This is a genomic window from Streptomyces sp. NBC_01476 (assembly GCF_036227265.1).
Classification (GTDB): Bacteria; Actinomycetota; Actinomycetes; order Streptomycetales; family Streptomycetaceae; genus Actinacidiphila.
The window spans coordinates 4,140,879-4,163,719 of the sequence record NZ_CP109446.1; the positions used below are offsets into that span (position 1 = coordinate 4,140,879).

A 22,841-nucleotide genomic window follows, 5' to 3' on the forward strand; every position below is an offset into this window, starting at 1 on the left:
GCGCGCCCAGCGCCACAGCACGCGATGCACGTAGCGCACCTGACGCTCGCCGACTTCCGCTCCTACGCCCGGGCCGAGGTCCCCCTCGACCCGGGCGTCACCGCTTTCATGGGTCCCAACGGCCAGGGCAAGACCAATCTGGTCGAGGCGGTCGGCTATCTGGCCACCCTCGGCAGCCACCGGGTCGCCTCCGACGCGCCCCTGGTCCGGGTCGGCGCCGACCGGGCGGTGGTACGGGCCCAGGTGGTGCAGGGCGACCGGCAGCAGCTGGTCGAGCTGGAGATCAACCCCGGCCGGGCCAACCGGGCCCGGATCAACCGCTCCTCGCAGGTGCGGCCGCGCGATGTACTGGGCATCGTCCGCAGCGTGCTCTTCGCCCCCGAGGACCTGGCCCTGGTCAAGGGCGACCCCGGTGAGCGCCGCCGCTTCCTGGACGAGCTGATCACCGCCCGCGCCCCGCGGCTCGCCGGGGTGCGCAGCGACTACGAACGGGTCCTCAAGCAGCGCAACACCCTGCTGAAGACCGCGGCACTGGCCCGCCGGCACGGCGGCAAGGGCGCCGACCTGTCCACCCTCGACGTCTGGGACCAGCATCTGGCCCGGGTCGGCGCCGAGTTGCTGGCCCAGCGCCTCGACCTGGTGGCCGCGCTGCAGCCGCTCACCGACAAGGCGTACGAGCAACTGGCCCCCGGCGGCGGGCCGGTGGCGCTGGAGTACCGCGGCTCGATCGGTGAGGAGCGCGGCGGGGCGGGCGTCCCGCCGGGCCTGGACCGGGGGCCGATGACGGGCCCGGCCGGCCGGGAGGACCTGTACGGGCGGCTGCTGGAGGCGCTGGCGGAGTCCCGCCGCCAGGAGATCGAGCGCGGTGTGACGCTGGTGGGTCCGCACCGTGATGATCTGGTGTTCAAGCTCGGCTCGATGCCCGCGAAGGGCTATGCCAGTCATGGGGAGTCGTGGTCGTACGCGCTGGCGCTGCGGCTGGCGTCGTACGAACTGCTCCGCGCGGACGGCGGCGAACCCGTCCTGGTGCTCGACGACGTCTTCGCCGAGCTGGATGTGAAGCGGCGGGAGCGGCTGGCCGAACTGGTCGCGCCGGGTGAGCAGGTGCTGGTCACCGCGGCGGTGGACGACGATGTGCCGGGCGTGCTGGTGGGGGCTCGGTTCTCGGTGGAGAACGGGACGGTGGAACGGCAGTGAGCGACAAGCCCGAACGGCAGGAAGCAGAACCGGCGGCGCCGCGGGTGCCGGGGCCGGCCGGCGCCGAGCCCGCGGGCGTGGACCTGGCGCGGGTGGCGCTGCGCGCCGCCAAGGAGCAGGCCAGGGCCAGGGGCGCCGCGGCCGTACAGAAGAAACAGGCCAGGCGGGGCGGACTGCGCAGCGGTGCCCGCGCCGACGGCCGGGATCCGCTGTCGCTGGGCGCCGCGATCAGCCGGCTGATCACCGAGCGCGGCTGGGAGGCGCCGGCCGCGGTCGGCGGGGTGATGGGCCGCTGGCCGCAGCTGGTCGGGCCCGAGGTGGCGCTGCACTGCGCGCCGGAACGCTACGACGAGGACGCATGCGTTCTCACCGTGAGCTGTGACTCGACCGCGTGGGCCACCCAGCTGCGGCTGCTTGCCCCTACGTTGGTGGCCCGGCTGAACGCGGATCTCGGCCACGGCACGGTCAAGCTGATCAAGGTGCTGGGCCCGGCCGCGCCCACCCGTTCGTACGGGCGGCTGCGCGCACCCGGCAGCCGCGGGCCCGGCGACACCTACGGCTGAGCCGCCCCCGCGCACGTACCCCTGTGACCTGCACCACTGACAGCTGAGCGGTCGGGTGACGGGCGGGACTGGTGTGCCCCTGCACAGCGTAGCCGGGGGTTGACAGCCGGAAGCCCTGGACGCCCGCGTGAGCGGTTTCGGCCCCGGGGCCGCGTGTAGGGAGTCGGACGGCGGAGGGTTCGGTCGGCACATGGGAACTCAGGTACCGGCAAAGCCCCACTCATCTCTTCGCTACCGGTAGACTGGTGAGCAGACCGCCCATCCCTGGCAGACCGGCAGGGGTACCCCAGCGGAACATGTCGATCGACGCAGCCGCCCCCGCTCGCGGGAGACGGCTCGTGCTGTGCCAGAAAGGGCGCTTCGTGGCCGATTCCGGCAACCCCAACGAGAACTCCAACACGTCCTACACCGCCAGTCAGATCACGGTGCTCGAGGGCCTCGACGCGGTGCGCAAGCGCCCCGGCATGTACATCGGCTCGACCGGTGAGCGGGGCCTGCACCACCTCGTGCAAGAGGTGGTCGACAACTCCGTCGACGAGGCGATGGCCGGCCACGCGGACCTGATCGACGTGACGATCCTGCCCGACGGCGGGGTCCGCGTGGTCGACAACGGCCGCGGTATCCCGGTGGGCATCGTCCCCTCCGAGGGCAAGCCCGCCGTCGAGGTGGTGCTGACCGTGCTGCACGCCGGCGGCAAGTTCGGTGGCGGCGGCTATGCCGTCTCCGGCGGTCTGCACGGTGTCGGCGTCTCGGTCGTGAACGCCCTGTCGACCCGGGTGGCCGTCGAGGTCCGCACCGAGGGCTACCGCTGGACGCAGGACTACAAGCTGGGCGTTCCGACCGCGCCGCTGGCGAAGAACGAGCCGGTCGACGAGACCGGCACCACGGTCACCTTCTGGGCCGACCCGGACATCTTCGAGACCACGGACTACTCCTTCGAGACGCTGTCGCGGCGCTTCCAGGAGATGGCGTTCCTCAACAAGGGACTGCGCATCTCGCTGACCGACGAGCGCGCCGACCACGTCGACGAGGAGGGCAAGCCGCTCTCCGTCACGTACCACTACGAGGGCGGCCTCGTGGACTACGTGAAGTACCTCAACTCGCGCAAGGGCGAGCTGGTCCACCCCACCGTCATCGACATCGAGGCGGAGGACAAGGAGCGACTGCTCTCGGTGGAGGTGGCGATGCAGTGGAACACCCAGTACAGCGAGGGTGTCTACAGCTTCGCCAACACGATCCACACGCATGAGGGCGGCACCCACGAAGAGGGCTTCCGCGCGGCGATGACCGGTCTGGTCAACCGCTACGCGCGCGAGAAGAAGTTCCTGCGGGAGAAGGACGACAACCTGGCGGGCGAGGACATCCGCGAGGGTCTGACCGCGATCATCTCCGTCAAGCTCGGCGAGCCGCAGTTCGAGGGCCAGACGAAGACCAAGCTCGGCAACACCGAGGCCAAGACGTTCGTGCAGAAGGTCGTGCACGAGCACCTGACCGACTGGCTGGACCGCAACCCCAACGAGGCCGCGGACATCATCCGCAAGTCGATCCAGGCGGCCACCGCCCGGGTCGCGGCCCGCAAGGCCCGGGACCTGACCCGGCGCAAGGGGCTGCTGGAGTCCGCCTCGCTGCCCGGCAAGCTGAGCGACTGCCAGTCCAACGACCCGACGAAGTGCGAGATCTTCATCGTCGAGGGCGACTCGGCCGGCGGTTCCGCGAAGTCCGGCCGCAACCCGCAGTACCAGGCGATCCTCCCGATCCGCGGCAAGATCCTCAACGTGGAGAAGGCGCGGATCGACAAGATCCTGCAGAACACCGAGATCCAGGCGCTGATCTCCGCCTTCGGCACGGGCGTGCACGAGGACTTCGACATCAGCAAGCTCCGCTATCACAAGATCATTCTGATGGCGGACGCCGATGTCGACGGCCAGCACATCAACACCCTGCTGCTGACCTTCCTCTTCCGCTTCATGCGGCCGCTGGTCGAGGCCGGGCACGTCTACCTGTCCCGCCCGCCGCTCTACAAGATCAAGTGGGGCCGGGACGACTGGGAGTACGCGTACTCCGACCGCGAGCGCGACGCCCTGGTGGAGCTGGGCAAGCAGAGCGGCAAGCGGATCCGCGAGGACTCCATCCAGCGCTTCAAGGGCCTCGGCGAGATGAACGCCGAGGAGCTGCGGGTCACCACCATGGACATCGACCACCGTGTGCTCGGCAAGGTCACTCTGGACGACGCGGCGCAGGCCGACGATCTGTTCTCGGTGCTGATGGGCGAGGACGTGGAGGCACGGCGCACCTTCATCCAGCGCAATGCCAAGGACGTCCGCTTCCTGGACATCTGAGTCGGCCCCAGAATGCCGGCCCCCTCGGGCCCGCGAGCCGTGTGAGCCGTGTGAAAGGACAATCTGACAGCGATGGCCGACGAGTCTTCCAACATTCCCCCCGTGCCCGACCTCCCCGAGTCCGAGATGGACCAGCGCAACGAGTCCGGCGGTCTGCGGATCGAGCCCGTCGGGCTTGAGACGGAGATGCAGCGCAGTTACCTCGACTACGCGATGTCCGTCATCGTCTCGCGCGCCCTGCCGGACGTACGGGACGGCCTCAAGCCGGTGCACCGCCGCGTGCTCTACGCGATGTACGACGGCGGCTACCGGCCGGAGAAGGGCTTCTACAAGTGCGCCCGCGTCGTCGGCGATGTGATGGGCACGTACCACCCGCACGGTGACTCCTCGATCTACGACGCGCTGGTCCGCCTGGCGCAGCCGTGGTCGATGCGGATGCCGCTGGTGGACTCCAACGGCAACTTCGGTTCCCCGGGCAACGACCCGGCCGCGGCCATGCGGTACACCGAGTGCAAGATGATGCCGCTGTCCATGGAGATGGTCAGGGACATCGACGAGGAGACCGTCGACCTCCAGGACAACTACGACGGCCGCAACCAGGAGCCGACGGTCCTGCCGGCCCGCTTCCCGAACCTGCTGATCAACGGCTCGGCCGGTATCGCGGTCGGCATGGCCACCAATATCCCGCCGCACAACCTGCGTGAGGTGGCCGACGGCGCCCAGTGGTTCCTGGCGAACCCGGAGGCGGAGTCCGAGGAGCTGCTCGACGCGCTGATCGAGCGGATCAAGGGCCCCGACTTCCCGACCGGCGCCCTGGTGGTCGGCCGCAAGGGCATCGAGGACGCGTACCGCACCGGCCGCGGCTCGATCACGATGCGCGCGATCGTCGAGGTCGAGGAGATCCAGAACCGGCAGTGCCTGGTGGTCACCGAGCTGCCGTACCAGGTCAACCCGGACAACCTGGCGCAGAAGATCGCCGACCTGGTGAAGGACGGCCGGGTCGGCGGCATCGCGGACGTCCGCGACGAGACCTCCTCGCGTACCGGCCAGCGCCTGGTGATCGTCCTCAAGCGGGACGCGGTCGCCAAGGTGGTGCTGAACAACCTCTACAAGCACACCGACCTGCAGACCAACTTCGGCGCCAACATGCTGGCCCTGGTCGACGGCGTGCCGCGCACCCTGTCGCTGGACGCCTTCATCCGGCACTGGGTCGCGCACCAGGTCGAGGTCATCGTGCGGCGCACCCGGTTCCGGCTGCGCAAGGCCGAGGAGCGCGCCCACATCCTGCGCGGCCTGCTCAAGGCGCTCGACGCGATCGACGAGGTCATCGCGCTGATCCGGCGCAGCGACACGGTCGAGACCGCGCGCGAGGGCCTGATGGGCCTGCTGACCATCGACGAGATCCAGGCGAACGCGATCCTGGAGATGCAGCTGCGCCGGCTGGCCGCCCTGGAGCGGCAGAAGATCATCGCCGAGCATGATGAACTTCAAGCCAAGATCAACGAGTACAACGCGATCCTGGCCTCCCCCGAGCGGCAGCGGCAGATCATCAGCGAGGAGCTGCAGGCGATCGTCGACAAGTACGGCGACGACCGGCGCAGCAAGCTGGTGCCCTTCGACGGTGACATGTCCATCGAGGACCTGATCGCCGAGGAAGACATCGTCGTCACGATCACCCGTGGCGGTTACGTCAAGCGCACCAAGACCGAGGACTACCGGTCGCAGAAGCGCGGCGGCAAGGGCGTTCGCGGCACGAAACTGAAGCAGGACGACATCGTCGACCACTTCTTCGTGACCACCACCCACCAGTGGCTGCTCTTCTTCACCAACAAGGGGCGGGTCTACCGCGCCAAGGCGTACGAGCTGCCCGACGCCGGCCGGGACGCCCGCGGTCAGCACGTGGCGAATCTGCTGGCTTTCCAGCCGGACGAGCGGATCGCCCAGATCCTGGCCATCAAGGACTACATGGCGGCGCCGTATCTGGTGCTCGCCACCAAGTCCGGGCTGGTGAAGAAGACCGCGCTGAAGGATTACGACTCCCCCCGCGCGGGCGGCGTGATCGCGATCAATCTGCGGGAGGCCGCGGTCGAGGGCGGTTTCGACGAGCTCATCGGCGCCGAACTGGTCTCGGCGGAGGACGATCTGCTGCTGGTCAGCCGCAAGGCGCAGTGCATTCGCTTCACCGCGACGGACGAGGCGCTGCGGCCGATGGGCCGGGCCACGTCGGGTGTGAAGGGCATGAGTTTCCGCGAGGGTGACGAACTCCTCTCCATGAATGTCGTCAGGCCGGGTACTTTCGTCTTCACAGCCACTGATGGCGGCTACGCCAAGCGGACCCGGGTCGACGAGTACCGCGTCCAGGGTCGCGGCGGACTCGGTATCAAGGCGGCGAAGATCGTGGAGGATCGCGGTTCGCTCGTCGGGGCGCTGGTGGTCGAGGAGACCGATGAAATCCTCGCCATCACCCTCAGCGGTGGCGTGATCCGGACACGGGTCAATGAGGTCAGGGAGACCGGCCGTGACACCATGGGCGTTCAGCTGATCCACCTCGCCAAGCGGGATGCCGTCGTCGGCATCGCGCGGAACGCCGAGGCGGAGGATGATCCTGAGGTGGCCCTGGCGGCCGGCGAAGGAGAGCTCGACACTGCGGCCGAGGGCGAAGCGCCCGCGGTCGGTGAACCGGAGGAGTAAACCGTGAGTGGAGCCACGGGCGCCGCGGGTGGGGCCGGGACGACCGGAGGTGCCCCTGGCTCAGCCAACCTCAGCGGTCCTCAAGAGGGGGGATACACCGTGACGGACACCCGTCAGCCGCCGCCGCACCAGCCCGCGTCGGCGTACACACCGCCGCCGCCCGCGGGCGCGCCCGCGGTACCGGGAGGACCCGGCGTCCCCGGTCCGCCGGCCGGCGCCGGGGTGCGCAGGCCACGGCCGGCCGCCCGGACCGTGCCGCGCACCCGCAAGGCCCGGCTGCGGGTCTCCAAGGCGGACCCGTGGTCGGTGATGAAGGTGAGCTTCCTGCTCTCCATCGCACTGGGGGTCTGCACGATCGTCGCGGTGGCGGTGCTGTGGATGGTGCTCGACACCATCGGCGTCTTCACCACCGTCGGCTCGACGATCAGCGAGGCGACCACCTCGGAGCAGGGCGGCAAGGGCGGGTTCGACCTGGTGTCCTTCCTGTCGCTGTCCCGGGTGATGACCTTCACCACGATCATCGCGGTGATCGATGTGGTGCTGGCCACCGCGCTGGCGACGCTGGGCGCGTTCATCTACAACCTGTCCGCCGGTTTCGTGGGCGGCGTGGAGCTGACCTTGGCGGAGGACGAATAGCGGTCACGGTGGCCGCGTCCCAACCGATTTTGGGCCGCGGCCATCCGTGCGCTAATCTTTCCGTGCAGCGCGGGGCTATAGCTCAGACGGTTAGAGCGCTTCCCTGATAAGGAAGAGGCCCCAGGTTCAAGTCCTGGTAGCCCCACCAGCGCAAACAGCCCCTCACGGGATCCGTGAGGGGCTGTTGACATCTACGGGTGACATCAGTTGTCCGGAATCTGTCCGGTAAGCAGGTCCGCGAGCCGCGCGGCGGCGGCGCGCTGGTCCTCATCCACAACGTGTGTGTAGATGTCCATGGTCATGCTGATCTGGCTGTGCCGAAGGATCGCCTGCGCAACCTTGGGGTGGACCTTGAGGAAAGCCAGCAGCGTCCCGCAGGTGTGACGGGCCAGCCGGACCGTGATCCGCCGCACACCGGAGCGGGCCACCAGCCGCTCGAAGGTGAGCGAGAAGCCCCGCGGCTTGATCGGCCCGCCGTTCCGCTCGGAGAGGAACAGGTCAGCCTCGGGTGCCTGCTTCCACTCCTCACCGCCAGCCCGCCGCTCCAGCTCTTGCAGGTACTGCCGGTCCGCCCGCCAGTGCTTCGAGGCAGAAGGCCGGCAGCGGCAACGCCGCCTGTGAGGAGCCGGTCTTGAGCTTCTTGAGCACAAGCTTCCCGTCTACGCGCTGGACATGCATGATCGGCGTGAACTGGCCGTGTTCGAGGTCCACGTCTTGCCGGCGCAGGCCCAGAACCTCGCTGAGCCGTAGACCCAGGACCAGGACGAAGGCCGCGTAGAGCCGGTGCGACCGTGCATGGCACGGTTCCGGGCGTTTCGGAGCGTCCGCAGCACCTCTGCCCACGTAGCCGCCTGGTCTGGCTTCTGCCGCCGCAGCTCGGCGAGCACGGCTCGCACTGAGGTTCCCCCGCTGTGCGGGAGTGGCTGACTAGCTGGTCAGGGCGGGTTGACGTGGTTTCAGGTTCACCGGTTCGGCCGCTGCCTGGTCGGCGTAGCGCTTCTCCTCGAACTCGATCGGGCTGAGGTAGCCGAGGCGTTTTTGGATGCGTCGGGGGTTGTAGAAGCCGTCGATGTACTCGAAGAGCGCCAGATTGGCTTCGGCCCTGGTCGCGAAGACGCGGCCGCGGATGCACTCGGTCTTAATGATCATCCACAGGTTCTCCGCCAGGGCGTTGTCGAAGGAGTCCCCGACGGAGCCCATGGACGCCCGGATACCCGCTCTGACCAGCCGCGTCGTCAGCTTGATACTCGTATATTGACAGCCGTGATCGGCATGGTGGACCAGTTCGCCCGGGGCGACCTCACGGCTGGCCAGGGCATACTCCAACGAGGACAGGACCAGGTCCGCGTCCGCGCGGGCGGAGGTCTCCCATGCCACGACGCGGCGGGAGAACACGTCGCGGATCGCCGACAGCCACAAAGGCCCCTCCCCGGTGGAGATCATGGTGAGGTCGGTGACCCACAACCGGTTCGGCGCGGGCGCGGTGAAGTCGCGTTGCACGAGGTCAGGGGCGAGATCGGCGTCCGGATCGCGGCGGGTGAACCCCTTGCCGCGGCGGGGGCTGATGCCGACGAGACCGGCCTCGCGCATGAGGCGCTCGACCCGTTTGCGGCCGACGTGCACTCCACCGCGCTTCAAGACGGCATGGACACGGGGCGAGCCGTAGACCCCGCCGGATTCCTCATGGACCTGCCGGATCCGGCCGGTCAGCTCCGTGTCCTGACGGCGCCGTTCACACGGCTCCTTTTCTGCCTGGCGCCAGCGGTAATAGGTGGACGAGGGGATGTGCAGTTCCCGGAGTACGGGCTCGACCCCCAGGTGCGCGTGCTCATCGAGGAGCGCGGTCACCTGGGCCGGGTCGGGTCGAGCTGGGCCGCGAAAAAAGCCGAGGCTGTCCGCAGGACCTCGTTCGCCCGCTTGAGCTGGGCATTCTCCCTGCGCAGGGCGGCCAACTCCTCGCGCTCGGCAGTGGTCAACACGTCCTCCCGTTCGCCGGCGTCGGCCTCGGCCTGGCGGATCCAGTTGCGCAGGGCCTCGTGGTGGACACCGAGATCCTCGGCCATGCGGCGGATCACCGGCTTCGGCTCGGCCGCCCGGTACATCCGCACCGCACGCTCACGCAACTCCAGCGGGTACTTCCTCGGGGCAGGCATCGTCAGGGCTCCTCTCATGAGACCCATCTGACCTGCTGTCACCCTTCCCCGCATCTCGGGGGAACCTCACACCTGCGCAGGCGTGAGACACGTCAGCGGCTTCTTCCCCAGCTTGGGGACGAGGTAGAGCCGCGTCTTGGCCTCGTACTTGTTGCAGGTGCCCGGTTCCTCGTTCGGCTTGACGATGTGCTCAAACCGGTAGCTCAGCCACTCGCCGAGCTTCCACGTCCGATCGTGCACCGGAACTCCGGCTCGCTCCCGGTCCTGAAGGTCGGCAGGCTTCTCGGGCCACCCCGTCATACGTTTTGCCGTAGACGTACTTCCGCACGCGCTGACCACTCGCGTTCGTGACGTAGGCCGCCCCCTGTGCAGAAACTCGGCGGCACCGGCCGATGGTCACCGAGGCCCGTCGGTGCGTGCGCATCAGGTCGTACACCGTGGAACGCCCCACCTTGAGCCGTGCCATCACGTCGGGCTCGGTCAGCAGTTCGTCCGTCATCCGCCATCCCGCCCGCAGGTAGGCCCAAGGGGATATGACGGCAGAACCACGACAGCCCATAGCGCGGTCACGACGATGCCTCCGGCGGGGGAGCTGATGCCCTGAACCACGCCCGCTCCACAAGAGTGAGGGCCGACGGCAGACGGGATGGGAGCTGGGGGGAGTGGTGGCTGTCGGGTCACCCATACCGCTCATCGGTTGTCAGAGTGGGCCGCTACCGTGGGCCGCAGTCAGGCGGCAACTAGAGAAAAGGGGCTGGTCATGGGTGCCAGCGGGTGGGATTACGTCACTACGTACCGAGGAAGTGTCGAGGCGACGCTCGAAGCGTTGCACGAAGAGGTCTTCCAGGAGATGTATGGCGACGGCGAGCAGTACGCGAGCCGTGAGGAGCTCTACGCCGATGAGGAGTTCATGGGCAACGAGGGCACTCATTCGATTTTGGACGTGCGGTGGATAGTCAAGACGATCGAGCCTGACCAGGAGGTGGACTACGACACCGTCCGTCCGCTGACCAACGCCCGGCTTGTCCACCACTTCGGCACGGATCGCCCAACTGTGAAGCAGTACCAGGACGCGATGGCTCGGGCGTACGAGACCATGAGGACCAGAAGTCTTGAGGATGAGGACACGACGTTGCTGGGAGAGGACCGGAAGCGCTGGACCGGCGTCTATGTGCTCCTCTACACCGAAGGTGAACCTACCCACGTCGGGTTCTTTGGTTCTTCTGGCGACTGAGCTCGCGATCGGGTCAGCCCCCGGCCAAGATGACATCACTAGCTGACACCAACAACTATGAACATCAGCAGTCTGCGCCGGATCCCAGCGGTCCATAGCCCAAGGCGGGAGACCGGATGCCCGTGGCCGTCGACGCGGTGCAATCGACCTGATAAGGAAGAGGCCCCAGGTTCAAGTCCTGGTAGCCCCACTCGCGAGCGAAACCCCCGGCCGGTCGGCCGGGGGTTTTGTGTTGCGGGCATTGGGGCGGCAGGTCACCGTTCGGTCTCGGCTGCTGTGTATAGTCGGGCGCGTCAAGCTGTCCCCAGTAGAAGGAGGAGGTCACGCCATGAAGAAGATTCTCCTGGTCGCACTGGCCGCCGTCGCCGGGCTGTTCGTGTACCGGCAGATCCAGGCGGACCGCGCCGAACAGGACCTGTGGACGGAAGCCACTGACGCGGTTCCGACGGGTTCCGGCGCGAACGTGTGAGACGCCCGCCGAGTCGCCTGCTGACACGCAGTCAGGCGTCGGAGCGTCCATAGGGCCCCGGCCGCACCAAGCGGTCGGGGCCCTTGCCTTTCGCGGTACGGGTCATCGCTGTTGCCGGACCGTGACAGAGAGCACTTGAGTTTGCTTGAGCAAATGGAATACGTTGCTTGAGCAAACGGACAGCGTGGGCGAGGGGGATGCGACGCCATGGGACGACGACCACCGCCGGGCTGCGGCCCGGCCCGCCGTACGTACCGCGGGCTCATACCCGCGCTCGGCGCCCTGCTGCTGACCGGCGCGTCGCTCGGCGGCGTCCTGGTCGCCGCTCCGGCCGCCACCGCCGCCCCGGGGGCGGACGACGCCAGCATGATCATGGTGCTGGACTCCTCAGGATCGATGGCCGGCCCGGACGGTTCGGGCCACACCCGGATCGCCGCCGCCCGCAGCGCCATCGGCGCGGTGGTGGACGCGCTCCCCAACGGCTACCCGACCGGGCTGCGGGTCTACGGCGCCTCCAAGGCGTCCGGCTGCGACGACACCAGCCTGGTGCAGCCGGTCACCGCGCTCGACCGCGCCGCGGTGAAGCGGGCGGTGGCCGCCGTACAGCCCAAGGGCGACACCCCGACCGCACAGGCGCTCACCAGGGCGGCGGCCGATCTGCCGGCCGCCGGGCGGCGGACGATCCTGCTGGTCTCGGACGGCGAGTCCAACTGCGGTACCCCCAAGCCCTGCGAGGTGGCCGCCCAGCTGGCCGGCGACGGCATCGGCCTGCGCATCGACACCGTCGGCTTCCAGGTGAAGGGCGCCGCCCGCGAGGAGCTGGAGTGCGTCGCCAGGGCCGGCCACGGCGCCTACTACGACGCCCCCGACGCCGCCGCCCTCGGCCGGCAACTGGTCCGCGCCTCCCAGCTCAGCGCCGACGCCTACCGCTTCGCCGGCAGCGAGGCGCACGGCGGTACGCAGCCCGGACAGGCGCCGTTGCTCATGCCCGGGACGTACACCGACACCGTCGACCCCGGCCAGACCCGCTGGTACGCGGTCCGGCTGGACGCCGCCGCCACCGCGGACCTCTCGGTGACCGCCGCCCCCCAGCCGGGCGTCGCGGTCGACTACGGCGACGGCCTGGAGCTGAAGCTGGTCACCACCGGGACGTACGGCTACACCTGCGACACCACCTCGGCGCACTTCCAGCAGGACGAGGGCGCCACCAATCTGACCGCCGCGGTGAGCCGGATCCCCAGCCAGAAGCACCAGGGCGACTGCGACAAGGCCGGCCGCTACCTGCTGTCGGTGCACCGCACCACCGCGGCCGGCTCCGACCGCAGCCGCTGGCCGGTCGAGCTGACCTACGGCGCCGAGGCCCCGCTGCCGGCCGGCACCGTACCGGCCGCCGCCACCACCGAGTACGGCCCGGCGCCCGCGCCGGTCACCGGCACCCCGAAGGACCTCACCGGCGGCACCGGCTTCAACGACGCCGCCCGGATCGGCACCGGCGTCTGGCGGGACCGGCTGCTGCCGGCCCAGATCCGCTACTACAAGGTGCGCCTGGGATGGGGCCAGCAGCTCACCTACGCCGCCGAATTCGCCAACGAGCCGGTGCTCGACGCCACCTCGACCTCCACCACCTTCGTCGCCACCTCGCTCTACGCGCCCGGCCGCCTGCCGGTCAAGGACGCCTCCGACGGACACGGCAACCGCATCTACGACGGCTCCCCGGTCGCGGTGGGCCTCGGCACGGTCCCGGTCACCTGGACCAACCGGTGGGTGGACGACGGCGCGGTGCGCGACGTGCACCAGCCGGGCGACTACTGGATCGCGGTCGGGCTCGGCCCGGACGCGGCCCGGCTGGCGCGGAACTCGGCGGTCGGCGTCGTCCTGCGGGTGCGGGTGAGCGGGCAGGAGCTGGCCGGGCCGCAGTACCGGGCGCCGGCGGTGGGGTCGGGCGGGGCGTCGGACGGGGGGTCCAGTGGCACGTCGGGCCAGACGTCGGGCGGGGCGTCGGATGGGGCCCGGGGCTCCACCGCGTCGGCGGCGGACACCGGGCCCGGGCCGGGCATGTCGGGGCGGGACTGGCTCGCGGCGGGAACAGGCGGCGCGGTCGCCCTCGCCGGACTGGCGGTGGCCGCACTGGTCCACCGGATGAGGACACGTACGGACAGGGGTGGGGTATGAAGCGCACGACGTTCACCGTGGCGGCCGCTCTGCTGGCGCTCGCCGCACTCCAGGGCCGGGCGGCGGCCGACGGCTCCGCCCCGCCCTCCACGGGATCATCGGGCGGCATGGGCGCTCCCGCCGTCCCTCCCGCGGTCTGGCAGCCGGCCGGCAGACCGCTGCCCGGCGCGGCCACCACCGCGGACGCCCCGGCGATGAGCGCGGCCACCACGTACCGCGACACCATCAAGCCGGGCGAGACGAAGTTCTACGGCATCGCCCTCGACGCGAAGTCCTCGGCGTACGTCTCGGCCTTCGCGGTCCCCGCGAGCGGTTCGCGGGTCGCGTACGGCGACGGCATCGAGCTGAAGCTGCAGAGCGCCGACGGCGACGACTGCGACAGCCGCGACGCCCACTTCCAGGACGAGGGCGACGCACGGCCGATCGGCACCGCGGTGACCCGGCTGATCGGCATCGGGTCCACCTGCCAGGACGCCAACCAGTACACCCTCCAGGTCCACCGGACCAGCGACGGCACCTCCGACCCGGGCGCCTGGCCGCTGGAGCTGCGCTACGTCGCCGAGCCGCCGCTCAAGGCCGGTGCGAACGCCGTCCCCGCGCCCGGCTTCGGCTCCGCCTCCCCCACCCCGCTCACCGCCGGCACCCCGCGGCAGGCGCACGGTGGCAGCAGCTTCGAGACGGCCGCGGCCGTCAAGACCGGCATCTGGAAGGACCGGGTGCTGCCCGGCGAGACCCGCTTCTACAAAGTCCCGGTCGACTGGGGCCAGCAGGCCACCGTCTTCGCCGACTTCTCCAGCGCCCAGGTCACCGACGCCGGCGCCTACATCGGCTCCGGCGTCCGGCTGGAGGTCTACAGCCCGGTCCGGGAGTACGTCGACGGCGACGACAAGGCGTACGCCGGCACCCCGACCTCGATCAGCGAGCAACTCGCCCCGGTCTCGTACACCAACCGCGCGGCCGACGACGATCCGGTGGCCCGGATGCGGTACGCGGGCTGGTACTACCTGATGGTGACCGTGCACCCGCGGGTGGCCACCGCGGTGAGCGGCCCGGTGCCGGTCACGCTCCGGGTCGACGTCAAGGGCGCGGCGCTGGCGGCCCCCGCGTACGACGGTGATCCGTCGGCGGCCGGGATCGGCGTCGACGCGCACGACGTGTCGGCTGCGGACGGGACGGCCGTCCCGGGCACGTCGTCGTCCTCCGGGGTGCTGCGGTTCGTGGCCTTCGCGGCGCTGGGGGCGGGGACGGTGCTGCTGCTGGCGCTGGCGGCCTGGTACGCGGCGGCGCGGCGGCGGGCCGGGCGGCCGGCGGACGCGGTGCCGCCGCCCACGGGGTACGGGCCGCCGCCGTCCTGGTGAGCCGCGCGTGGTTCTGGTGAGCCGCGCGCGGTCAGGAGGCGAGGAGGGCGAGGACGCCGACGGCGATGCAGACGACCGCGAGGACGAGGACCGGGACCGCGATTCTGGCCGGCGGTCCCGGTCGGTGCGGGTGCACGGGGAGCCCGCCGGAGGCGGTGTCCTGACCGGTCGCGGCCTGCCAGGGGCTGGGGTGCCCGGTGCCCGGCGTGGGCTCCTCGGGGAGCACCGCGGTGGGCTGGGGGCGGGGCGGGCGGGGGCCGGCCGGGAGCGGCTCGGGCAGGGGCTGGGGCGGCGGGCCCGCGGTGGCCGCGGCGCGGGTCCTGGTGTGGGTGAGGGGTTCGTGCGGCGGGAGGGGGGCGGCGTGGCGCCCGCCGGAGCGCGGGGGCGCCGGGCGGGGCGGGGGGAGGGGGAAGCCGTCGCTCTCCTGGGAGGGGTTTCCGGGGGTGGCGGGTGGTGGGGTGGGGGTGGCCGACGGGGCGGGGGTAGCCGACGGGGTGGGGGCGGCCGACGGATCGCGGGGTATCGACGGGGCGGGGGGTATCGACGAGGCATCGCGCCCATCGGGACCACCGGGACCGTCCGGCCCACCAGGACTGTCCGGCCCGTCAGGGCCGAAGCCCTCCGGCAGCGGTCCGATCAGGTCGAAGATCTCCACCGGTTCCTCGCCGGCCGGCGGCTCGGGCAGCAGCTCGACCGCGGCGGCCAGCGCCTTGCGGGCTCCGGTCGCGGTACGGAACCGCGCTCGCGGATCGGGCTGCAGCAGCGAGCCGATCACCTTCCAGAGCGGTTCCGGCACCCCCACCGGCGCCGGCGGCATGCCCATCGCCAGGAAGCGCTCCTTGATGGCGTCCGCGTCCGGTTTCTGGCCGCCGAGCAGATAAAGGGCGACGAGCCCGACCGCGTACAGGTCGGCGGGGAAGTCGGGTTCGCTGCCGATCAGTTGCTCTGGCGCGAAGTATCCCGGCGTACCGACCACGTAATCCGTCTCGGTCAGCCGGGCGTCCCCCTTGCGCATGGCGATGCCGAAGTCAGAGAGCCGTACGTGCGGGGTGGCGGTGCCGGTCGCCTCCAGCAGGATGTTCGCCGGTTTGATGTCGCGGTGGACGACCCCTTCGGCGTGCACGGCGGTCAGGCCGGCCAGCAGCTGGTCCAGCAGGACGACCACGTAGTGCGGCGGCAGCGGGCCGTAATCCCCGATCAGGTGCGCCAGCGAGCCGCCGTGCACCAGGTCCATGGTGAACAGGACCTTGTCGTCGTCGGCCGCCCAGCTGGCAGGCGCCAGCACATGGGGGTGGTCGATGCGCATCGCCTGCTCGCGGACGAACCGCAGCAGTGCGTGGGCGTCGCTCTGCTGGAGCACTTTGGCGGCGACGTAGCGGCGCCGCCTGCGGTCCCAGGAGCGCCAGACCGCGCCGACCCCGCCGCGTCCGATCGGGTCCACCAGCTCGTAGCGGCCCGCGAAGACCTCACCCATCGTGCGCCGTCCGCCCCCTCAGCCGTCCGTCAGTCCTGATGTGCCGCGTAGTGCGCGACGGCGTCGCTCGTGCGTCCGGCGCCGTACACACGGAGGAACTCTGCCAGGTGCGGGTAGGCGGGCGCGAGGGCGTGCGCCGCCCCCTCGATCTCCTCCGCGGACGCCACCGACCGCAGCACCGTCTGGATGCCCCGCACCACCTGCCGGGCCGGGGCGGCGGCCCCCGGCACCGCTCCGGACGACGAGTGCGTGGTGTTCAGCACGGACGTCCCGGCCGACTCCCGGATCTCGTCCATCCGGGCGGCGGCCTCCATGGCCCCGGTCTTCCCCTCCGCCACCTGGAACGCCAGCTCCTGCAGTGCCTGCAGCCGCTGCACCACCGCCGGGTTACCGATCTTGGCCCGCTGCCCGCTCATGAGCTGCGACAGCATCGGGGCGGAGAGGCCGAGCACGCCGGCGAGCCGGACCTGGTTGAGCCCCAGATCCGCGATCAGCCGCCGGAACAGATTCCCGAGCGGCTCCCCGTACCACCCGCGCTGCAACTCCATCGCCTCCACCGCCCGAGCGGCGGGATCCGCCCCTGACGTCGTCTCCATACGCCCTCCCATTTGCGGCTGCGAACCCGCAAACCATCCTACGGACCCCCCGCCCCCCGGTACCCGGTCGGCCCCGGCCCCCGGAACCCGGTACGCTGTTCCGCGAAGCGGGGCCTTAGCTCAGTTGGTAGAGCGCTGCCTTTGCAAGGCAGATGTCGGGGGTTCGAATCCCCCAGGCTCCACCGGTACGTACGCAGCTCAGTGGTCCCCTCGCCCGGTGTGGGTGAAGGGGCCGCTGGCGTCCAGTACGAGGTCAGGAAGTTGATCACGGTCACTGCGGTGTTCCGCCCATAGTCGTCACGCTCGCGCGCCGGGGCCGGGATGCCCGTGATCAGGCGGCGCCTGCTGGACGGAAGCCGCTTCACGTCGGCGGGCCAGGGGCGGAAATGGTTTGTGCGCACGGCGATGAAGCTGCCACGGTGCCCGGATGGGGGTACTTCTGGGAGACAAGGGCAGGTTCGCCGTTGAGGTCGGCGAGTGGACCGACTCGCTGCGCCGGGTGGACCTGTGGGTCGCCGACCATTGGTTGACCTGCGACGACAACGCGGCCTACGTCGAGCAATTCCGCCCCGCGGTGAGGGACACCGCGCTCCAGGTGCGCTCCGGCCATGGTTGGCCGCTGCCCTTCGCCGGTCTGTCCCCGGCTGCCACTCATCGGCGATTCGTCGCCGCAACGGGCAACGACACTGAGGACGAGCTACTCAGGGAACGGTTCTGGATCTTCGACGGCTGGGGACCCACGACCGACAACCTGCTGGCTTACCTCTTCCGCGACGGGGACCAGTTGGTGATCACCGTGCAGTTCTGGCGTGATGAGCACCTGCGCAACCATCCTGAACATGCCGGAACCGTCTTCGCAGTCGAGATCGAGGCTGCGGAATTCGCCGGCATCCTGGAGGACCTGGTCATCGTTCTCGACCCTGGTAAGCGCCCGCCCGCGATCAAGTGACCGGGTGTCCGGCACCCCCTCGGTCTCGCCGCGTCCAGCTCCCGCAGTTCCTCCAGCGTCCCTTCCTTGGTTCGTCCCGTGAGTTGCGGGTGCGCCGCAGGCGAAGATGCTCATCTTGCTCCAGCGGTCGACCAGCCAGGGGAAGCGTTGGTGGAATGCGGTCGCCGTCGTGGTCTGGCGTCAGTGCTCAGGCGACCTTCTGACGGGCCAGCTCCCTGGCTCGTTCGTACACCTGCCGGGCGTGAGCGTTCGCGGTGTGCGGCCGGATGCCTCGCCGGAGGGCGTCGAAGTGCTCGTCGGCCCGTGAAGAGGAGAGGCGCTCGTAGTCGTCGAGGAAGGTCCGCCAGGTGCCGCAGGCGGCTTCGAGGTGACCCATTTCGAGTTGCCGTTGGGCGAGGAGGCCGTTCGCGTGTGCTCTGCCCTGCTTCTCCACTGCGGGTCGTACGCGGTTGGAGTCCCGCATGGACGTGACGGATCCGGCCACGTCACCGAGGGCGTAGCGGACGCTGGAGACGTGGAAGAGATAGGCGGCCCGGTCGTAACCGCCAATGGCGTCACGGTGGTTGTCCGCTTTCGCCAGGGCGGCTTCCGTCTCGGCCAGCCGGGTGAACGCCAGGCGCCGGTCGCCCACGAGTGCGGCGCCGTGCGCCTGCTGTCCCTTGAGGAATGCCTGCAGGCGGGGCCCCGCTTTGGGTGCGGCCTCGGCGGCTGAGTCGGCCAGCGCGAGTGCCTTCCCGGCGTGTTTCAGGTTGGCCGCCTGCAGCGCCGTGCCGCGCAGCGTGCGGCAGTAGGTCACGTGGTCCTCGGCCGCGCCGGCGAGTTGGAGGGCTTGCAGGTAATAGCGCTGGCCAAGACCGTGAGCCCGCTCGTACATGGCCATCCGGCCCGTCAGGTACACAAGGTCGGACGCCGCCGAGAGCATGTCCTTCCTGACCGTCTCGGACGCCTTGGCTTGCAGGTACGGGCCCACGGTGTTGACCAGGAACGCCGCGGCCATCGGGCGGGCGTGACCGCCCCCCAGCTCGTCGAGGATGTCGGCGATGCGCTCGGTCATGGTCCGGACGGTGGACACCTCGCCGGTGCCGATCCGCGTGTACGTCCGCTGGCGTACGCCTTGGCCCGGCCGGCCAGATCGGCATAGGCGGGGACGGGCAGCGCGGCGGCGTAGAGAGTCGTCGCAAGGAACGTGCGCCGAGAAGGGTCCATGTCTTCCCTTCCGGTCGAGACAAGTCCCTCAACAGTGTCAACCGGCAGTGGAGCATTGACCGTTGATTCAGCCACCGGCAACGGCATGCCCGCTTCGACGTGGGTCACCGGTCGACCCAGGCGGCGTGAGAGCGCCTCGATGATCAGGGGGCGCAGGTCGGACCTCGGCCGCGTGTGCGACCCTGGGGTCGGTGCTCAGCGCCTTCTACCGCCGCGACTTGACGCTGCCCGGCGGGCTGACCGGTGAACAGGCCGCAGCCGCCCGCGCATCGGTCACCGGCGGGGTGCAGACCGGATCACAGCTGCCCGGCCATGTGGGGCGGCAGGTCGTCGAACTGGCCAGGTACGCCTTCACCGACAGCTTCCACACCACGACCCTGATCGCCGCCGTGGTCATGGCGCTGGGCGCGGTGGTCGCCCTCTTCACGCTCCGGAACGTCCCGGCGGTGCTCACCGAGCGGCCGGAGGAGACGGCGGGCCCGATGCCGGTTCAGGCGGCCTGACCGGGACAGGGCGGCTCAGCACGGCACCGGGAAGCACAGCACAGCGGAACGGCGGGGACCCCGGTGGAAAAGGGGTCCCCGCCGTTCCGCGCGGGAGAGCCGGCACAACGGAAAGAGCCGGACTCAGCGGTCCTCGTCCGGCTTCTCGGCGTCGGCCTGCTTCGCCTCCACCTCCGGGTCGAGGCCGTGACCGTCCACCCGGTCCACCTGCGACGCCGACCCGTTGAGCGAGGTACCGCTCTCGTCGGCCAGCGTCTCCTCCAGCGGGTCGACCACGGTCAGCGTGCCGGCGCCACCGAGGCCCGCGTGATCGGCGTCCAGGGACTCCGTCGCATCGGTCGGCTCCACCAGCCAGTCCGGGTTGGACTGCTTGCTCCACCACTTGAACGCCGCGTACGCGGCGCCGCCGGCCAGTCCGACGATGACCAGGCCCCGGAAGGCCCGGCCGGTCCGCTGCCGGCGGATCCGGCGCCGCACCAGCCGGTCGATGTCCGCCGCGGACACCGAACCGCGCAGCGCCGCCAGTGCGGCGCCACCGCGCAGCACCACTTCTTCCTTGGCCGGGCCGGCCACCGCCCGAGTGGCGGCGACAGCGGTGCCGACCCTCGGTGCGGTGTACTCGGCGGCGGCCTTCGCGCCCTTCTTCGTCCGCTTGGCGGCGGTCTCCACCGCGTTCGCCGCCTTCGGCGGGACGGCCGCAGCCGCCTGCTCGCGTACCTGGACGACCACGTGCTCGATCCGGTCGGCCAGCTTCTCGTCGTAACTCTGCTTCGCCATCGCGCCGGCCTGCCGGCCAAGTGCGCCGGCCTGCTTGCCGTAGTGCACGGCACCGTCCTTCGCCGTGCTCGCGTACGGTGCCGCCACCTCCGCGGCGTGCCGCACGCTGTCCTTGGTCACGTCAGCCGCGTGGCGCACGCTTTCGATGCGGGTCACAGGAACCTCCTCCTCGGTGGCGTACGGTTTTCGCCTTTCCACCCGGTTTGAAATCATGCCTGGCCGTACCGGTTACGGCATGTGCGGCAAGCCATCCGGGTCAGCTGGTTCCTTCCCCGGCGGACGAAGTCCCCTTGATCGGGGGGAACCCGACGCGTGGTGGCCGAGGCGTGCAAGGATTTGTCCCCTGTCAGCGCGAGGACTATGGAAGGTAGATCGTGGCCGAGCAGCTCTACGCCACCTTGAGGACCACCCACGGCGACATCGTGATCCGGCTGCTGCCGAACCACACTCCGAAGACCGTGGAGAACTTCGTGGGGCTCGCCGAGGGCACCCGCGAGTGGATCGACCCGCGCACCGGCAACCCGTCGCACGAGAAGCTCTACGACGGCACCGTGTTCCACCGTGTGATCTCCGGTTTCATGATCCAGGGCGGCGACCCGCTGGGGAACGGCACCGGGGGTCCTGGGTACAAGTTCAACGACGAGTTCCACCCCGACCTGGCCTTCGACCGCCCCTACCTGCTGGCCATGGCGAACTCAGGGCCGAACAGCAACGGCTCCCAGTTCTTCATCACGGTGGCACCGACGACCTGGCTGTCCCGCAAGCACACCATCTTCGGTGAGGTCGCGGACGACGCCAGCAAGAAGGCGGTGGACGGCATCATCGGTGCGCCGACCAACCCGCGCACCGACCGCCCGCTGGAGGACGTGGTGATCAACTCGGTCGTGGTGGAGAAGCGCGCCGGCTGATCCCGTACGCTCGGGAACATCGCGCCCCGTCCGTACGTACACAGCACGTACACAGTGGACGGGGCGCGCGAGCGCTCGCCAACGCGCTGTCGGCAGGGGCCCGGCACGGGCCCAGCAGGGGAGTGGGACGCACATGGACCAGCAGCCGGTCTGCTGCTATCGGCACCCGGACCGGGAGACGGGCATACGCTGCACCCGGTGCAACCGGCCGATCTGCCCGGAGTGCATGGTCAGCGCCTTTGTCGGCTTCCAGTGCCGGGAGTGCGCCGGGCAGGCATCGGCCCCGCACACCCGGCCCCGCACGGTGGCCGGCGGCACAGTGGCGGCGGACCCGTTCCTGATCACGAAGATCCTGATCGGCCTGAACATCGCGGTGTTCGTGCTGGAACTGGCGATGGGCGACCGGCTGGTCGAGCGGCTGGGGCTCTACGCGATCTGCGGCAACGACATCACCGGGCAGCACGTCTGCATCGGCGTCGCCCAGGGCCCCGACCAGTGGTATCGCGTGCTGACCTCGGCGTTCGTGCACGAGAACTCGGGGGCGCCGCTGCACATCGCCTTCAACATGCTGTCCCTGTGGTGGATCGGCGCCCCGCTGGAACGGCTGCTGGGCCGCAGCCGCTATCTGGCGCTGTACTTCGTCTCGGCGATCGCGGGCAGCGCGGCGGTCCTGCTGCTGGCTCCGGACTCGCTGACCATCGGCGCCTCGGGCGCGATCTGGGGCCTCTTCGGCGCGACCGCGGTCTTCGTGCGCCGGCTGCGCTACGACATGCGGCCGATCCTCTTCCTGTTGGCGCTGAACATCGTCATCAGTTTCACCTGGAGCGGTGTGAGCTGGCAGGCACACGTCGGCGGGCTGATCGGCGGCACCCTGGTCGCGCTCGGGCTGGCGTACGCGCCCCGTGAGCGGCGCGATCAGGTGCAGTGGGGGACGACCGCCGCGGTGCTGGTCGCGTCGCTGGCCGTCACCGCGGTCGCTGTGGCACAGGTCACGTCCTAGCGGCCGTGTCCGTTGGCGTTGATCAGACGTTATCCACAACGTGTAGGGGTGCCGACGCCTCCTGTGCACAACTGGTGGGAACGGCTGTGCGGAACGGCGGCGATCAGGGTTTTCCCTGCAAGATCAACGAAAGACCGGTGGCCGACACTCTGCCACCGGTCTCGTCACCGGTCGTACCGGCGTCAACCTCGTAGAGGTTATCCACAGATCTTCCGACCTTTTCCCCACTGTGGATAACCGTGTGGAAAACCCGCGCGGGCGCTGCCCGCCCGGCTACTTCCACTGCGTGGAGACGACGAACCCGCCCGCGATGAAGCCGAAGCCGACCACGATGTTCCAGTTGCCGAGGGCGTCGACCGGCAGGCTGCCCTGGGTCACGTAGAACAGCACGATCCAGGCCAGACCGACGATGAAGAACGCCAGCATCAGGGGTGCGACCCACCCGCTGCGGTTGCCGAACTTTATGGCGGTGGCCGTCTTGGCGGGCGGCGGGGTGAAGTCGGCCTTCTTGCGGATCCGTGACTTCGGCACGAGGGACTCTCCTGTCGATGCGCTGCGTAACCGCGCGGGTGTCGTGGGCTGCGCCGGGTGGATGGGGTGCCTGTGGCGGCACTAC

21 protein-coding genes, 2 tRNA genes and 2 pseudogenes are annotated in these 22,841 nt (G+C 70.1%); 15 read left to right on the forward strand and 10 right to left on the reverse strand.

Going from position 1 to position 22,841, the window contains the following annotated elements; all coding sequences use genetic code 11:
• The first annotated feature begins 24 nt into the window (after nt 1-24).
• From recF to OG552_RS18095, 6 genes are all read left to right on the forward strand, one after another.
• A complete protein-coding gene (gene recF / locus OG552_RS18070; RefSeq protein WP_329134166.1) occupies nt 25-1,197 on the forward strand; it encodes a DNA replication/repair protein RecF in 1,173 nt (390 codons plus the stop codon).
• Nucleotides 1,194-1,760, forward strand: a complete 567-nt coding sequence (locus OG552_RS18075) for a DUF721 domain-containing protein (protein WP_443070963.1) — start codon at nt 1,194-1,196, stop codon at nt 1,758-1,760. Before recF ends, OG552_RS18075 begins: the two co-directional genes overlap by 4 nt.
• Before the next feature lie 338 nt (nt 1,761-2,098).
• Nucleotides 2,099-4,099 (forward strand): DNA topoisomerase (ATP-hydrolyzing) subunit B, encoded by a 2,001-nt coding sequence (gene gyrB, locus OG552_RS18080; protein WP_329140911.1) that lies wholly within the window; start codon nt 2,099-2,101, stop codon nt 4,097-4,099.
• A 72-nt stretch (nt 4,100-4,171) separates the two neighbouring features.
• Nucleotides 4,172-6,790, forward strand: a complete 2,619-nt coding sequence (gene gyrA / locus OG552_RS18085; RefSeq protein WP_329134167.1) for a DNA gyrase subunit A — start codon at nt 4,172-4,174, stop codon at nt 6,788-6,790.
• A 3-nt stretch (nt 6,791-6,793) separates the two neighbouring features.
• On the forward strand, nt 6,794-7,426 hold the full coding sequence (locus tag OG552_RS18090) for a DUF3566 domain-containing protein (protein ID WP_329134169.1): 633 nt from the start codon (nt 6,794-6,796) through the stop codon (nt 7,424-7,426).
• A gap of 71 nt (nt 7,427-7,497) precedes the next feature.
• A tRNA-Ile gene (locus OG552_RS18095) sits at nt 7,498-7,574 on the forward strand.
• 55 nt (nt 7,575-7,629) lie between these two features.
• Here OG552_RS18095 and OG552_RS18100 read toward each other — a convergent pair.
• The 5 genes and pseudogenes from OG552_RS18100 to OG552_RS18120 form a co-directional block, all read right to left on the reverse strand.
• Nucleotides 7,630-8,076, reverse strand: a complete 447-nt coding sequence (locus tag OG552_RS18100; protein ID WP_329134171.1) for a tyrosine-type recombinase/integrase — start codon at nt 8,074-8,076, stop codon at nt 7,630-7,632.
• Between the two features lie 277 nt (nt 8,077-8,353).
• Nucleotides 8,354-9,274 (reverse strand): IS3 family transposase, encoded by a 921-nt coding sequence (locus tag OG552_RS18105; RefSeq protein ID WP_329128447.1) that lies wholly within the window; start codon nt 9,272-9,274, stop codon nt 8,354-8,356.
• Nucleotides 9,271-9,579: a transposase gene (locus OG552_RS18110; protein WP_329128445.1), complete on the reverse strand. Its 309-nt coding sequence runs from the start codon at nt 9,577-9,579 to the stop codon at nt 9,271-9,273. Before OG552_RS18110 ends, OG552_RS18105 begins: the two co-directional genes overlap by 4 nt.
• 66 nt (nt 9,580-9,645) lie before the next feature.
• On the reverse strand, nt 9,646-9,819 hold the full coding sequence (locus tag OG552_RS18115; protein ID WP_329134173.1) for a hypothetical protein: 174 nt from the start codon (nt 9,817-9,819) through the stop codon (nt 9,646-9,648).
• Between the two features lie 127 nt (nt 9,820-9,946).
• A pseudogene (locus OG552_RS18120) lies at nt 9,947-10,078 on the reverse strand (excisionase); the annotation flags it as partial.
• 261 nt (nt 10,079-10,339) lie between these two features.
• On the opposite strand from OG552_RS18120, the gene OG552_RS18125 reads away from it, so the two are divergent.
• The 4 genes from OG552_RS18125 (at nt 10,340) to OG552_RS18140 (ending at nt 14,812) form a co-directional block, all read left to right on the forward strand.
• Nucleotides 10,340-10,813 (forward strand): hypothetical protein, encoded by a 474-nt coding sequence (locus tag OG552_RS18125; protein WP_329134175.1) that lies wholly within the window; start codon nt 10,340-10,342, stop codon nt 10,811-10,813.
• 328 nt (nt 10,814-11,141) lie between these two features.
• Nucleotides 11,142-11,282, forward strand: coding sequence for a DLW-39 family protein (locus OG552_RS18130; protein WP_329134177.1), 141 nt, complete (start codon nt 11,142-11,144; stop codon nt 11,280-11,282).
• A gap of 207 nt (nt 11,283-11,489) precedes the next feature.
• A complete protein-coding gene (locus OG552_RS18135) occupies nt 11,490-13,454 on the forward strand; it encodes a vWA domain-containing protein (protein WP_329134179.1) in 1,965 nt (654 codons plus the stop codon).
• On the forward strand, nt 13,451-14,812 hold the full coding sequence (locus OG552_RS18140) for a hypothetical protein (RefSeq protein WP_329134181.1): 1,362 nt from the start codon (nt 13,451-13,453) through the stop codon (nt 14,810-14,812). The genes OG552_RS18135 and OG552_RS18140 overlap by 4 nt, the downstream gene beginning before the upstream one ends.
• 31 nt (nt 14,813-14,843) lie before the next feature.
• Here OG552_RS18140 and OG552_RS18145 read toward each other — a convergent pair whose 3' ends face one another.
• The gene (locus OG552_RS18145; RefSeq protein ID WP_329134183.1) at nt 14,844-16,286 is read right to left on the reverse strand and encodes a serine/threonine-protein kinase; all 1,443 of its coding nucleotides are present in this window, start codon (nt 16,284-16,286) and stop codon (nt 14,844-14,846) included.
• Between the two features lie 29 nt (nt 16,287-16,315).
• On the reverse strand, nt 16,316-16,882 hold the full coding sequence (locus OG552_RS18150; RefSeq protein ID WP_329134184.1) for a helix-turn-helix domain-containing protein: 567 nt from the start codon (nt 16,880-16,882) through the stop codon (nt 16,316-16,318).
• Nucleotides 16,883-16,991: 109 nt separating this feature from the next.
• On the opposite strand from OG552_RS18150, the gene OG552_RS18155 reads away from it, so the two are divergent.
• Together OG552_RS18155 and OG552_RS18160 are read left to right on the forward strand one after the other, a co-directional pair.
• A tRNA-Ala gene (locus OG552_RS18155) sits at nt 16,992-17,064 on the forward strand.
• Nucleotides 17,065-17,309: 245 nt separating this feature from the next.
• Entirely contained in the window at nt 17,310-17,831 is a 522-nt protein-coding gene (locus tag OG552_RS18160; RefSeq protein ID WP_329134185.1) for a hypothetical protein, read from the forward strand.
• Between the two features lie 187 nt (nt 17,832-18,018).
• Here OG552_RS18160 and OG552_RS18165 read toward each other — a convergent pair.
• Nucleotides 18,019-19,211: pseudogene (locus tag OG552_RS18165) on the reverse strand (hypothetical protein); the annotation flags it as partial.
• 17 nt (nt 19,212-19,228) lie between these two features.
• Here OG552_RS18165 and OG552_RS18170 point away from each other — a divergent pair.
• The gene (locus OG552_RS18170) at nt 19,229-19,540 is read left to right on the forward strand and encodes a hypothetical protein (RefSeq protein ID WP_329134187.1); all 312 of its coding nucleotides are present in this window, start codon (nt 19,229-19,231) and stop codon (nt 19,538-19,540) included.
• A 123-nt stretch (nt 19,541-19,663) separates the two neighbouring features.
• On the opposite strand, the gene OG552_RS18175 is transcribed toward OG552_RS18170, so the two are convergent.
• Nucleotides 19,664-20,473, reverse strand: a complete 810-nt coding sequence (locus OG552_RS18175) for a DUF5324 family protein (RefSeq protein WP_329134189.1) — start codon at nt 20,471-20,473, stop codon at nt 19,664-19,666.
• A 218-nt stretch (nt 20,474-20,691) separates the two neighbouring features.
• Here OG552_RS18175 and OG552_RS18180 point away from each other — a divergent pair, with 218 nt between their 5' ends.
• The gene (locus tag OG552_RS18180; protein ID WP_329134192.1) at nt 20,692-21,225 is read left to right on the forward strand and encodes a peptidylprolyl isomerase; all 534 of its coding nucleotides are present in this window, start codon (nt 20,692-20,694) and stop codon (nt 21,223-21,225) included.
• A gap of 133 nt (nt 21,226-21,358) precedes the next feature.
• Nucleotides 21,359-22,225, forward strand: coding sequence for a rhomboid family intramembrane serine protease (locus OG552_RS18185; protein WP_329134194.1), 867 nt, complete (start codon nt 21,359-21,361; stop codon nt 22,223-22,225).
• Nucleotides 22,226-22,498: 273 nt separating this feature from the next.
• On the opposite strand, the gene crgA is transcribed toward OG552_RS18185, so the two are convergent.
• Nucleotides 22,499-22,756 carry a cell division protein CrgA gene (gene crgA / locus OG552_RS18190; RefSeq protein ID WP_093736880.1) on the reverse strand — a complete coding sequence of 86 codons (258 nt, stop codon included), beginning with the start codon at nt 22,754-22,756 and terminating at the stop codon, nt 22,499-22,501.
• Nucleotides 22,757-22,841: the final 85 nt, after the last annotated feature.

What these genes read in the sequence shown, in the direction of transcription:
- OG552_RS18145 (WP_329134183.1), bottom strand. Translation starts at nt 16,286, where the DNA reads ATGGGTGAGGTCTTCGCGGGCCGCTACGAGCTGGTGGACCCGATCGGA.
- OG552_RS18135 (WP_329134179.1), top strand. Translation starts at nt 11,490, where the DNA reads ATGGGACGACGACCACCGCCGGGCTGCGGCCCGGCCCGCCGTACGTAC.
- OG552_RS18130 (WP_329134177.1), top strand. Translation starts at nt 11,142, where the DNA reads ATGAAGAAGATTCTCCTGGTCGCACTGGCCGCCGTCGCCGGGCTGTTC.
- gyrA (WP_329134167.1), top strand. Translation starts at nt 4,172, where the DNA reads ATGGCCGACGAGTCTTCCAACATTCCCCCCGTGCCCGACCTCCCCGAG.
- OG552_RS18140 (WP_329134181.1), top strand. Translation starts at nt 13,451, where the DNA reads ATGAAGCGCACGACGTTCACCGTGGCGGCCGCTCTGCTGGCGCTCGCC.
- OG552_RS18125 (WP_329134175.1), top strand. Translation starts at nt 10,340, where the DNA reads ATGGGTGCCAGCGGGTGGGATTACGTCACTACGTACCGAGGAAGTGTC.
- recF (WP_329134166.1), top strand. Translation starts at nt 25, where the DNA reads ATGCACGTAGCGCACCTGACGCTCGCCGACTTCCGCTCCTACGCCCGG.
- OG552_RS18150 (WP_329134184.1), bottom strand. Translation starts at nt 16,882, where the DNA reads ATGGAGACGACGTCAGGGGCGGATCCCGCCGCTCGGGCGGTGGAGGCG.
- OG552_RS18110 (WP_329128445.1), bottom strand. Translation starts at nt 9,579, where the DNA reads ATGCCTGCCCCGAGGAAGTACCCGCTGGAGTTGCGTGAGCGTGCGGTG.
- OG552_RS18160 (WP_329134185.1), top strand. Translation starts at nt 17,310, where the DNA reads ATGGGGGTACTTCTGGGAGACAAGGGCAGGTTCGCCGTTGAGGTCGGC.
- OG552_RS18185 (WP_329134194.1), top strand. Translation starts at nt 21,359, where the DNA reads ATGGACCAGCAGCCGGTCTGCTGCTATCGGCACCCGGACCGGGAGACG.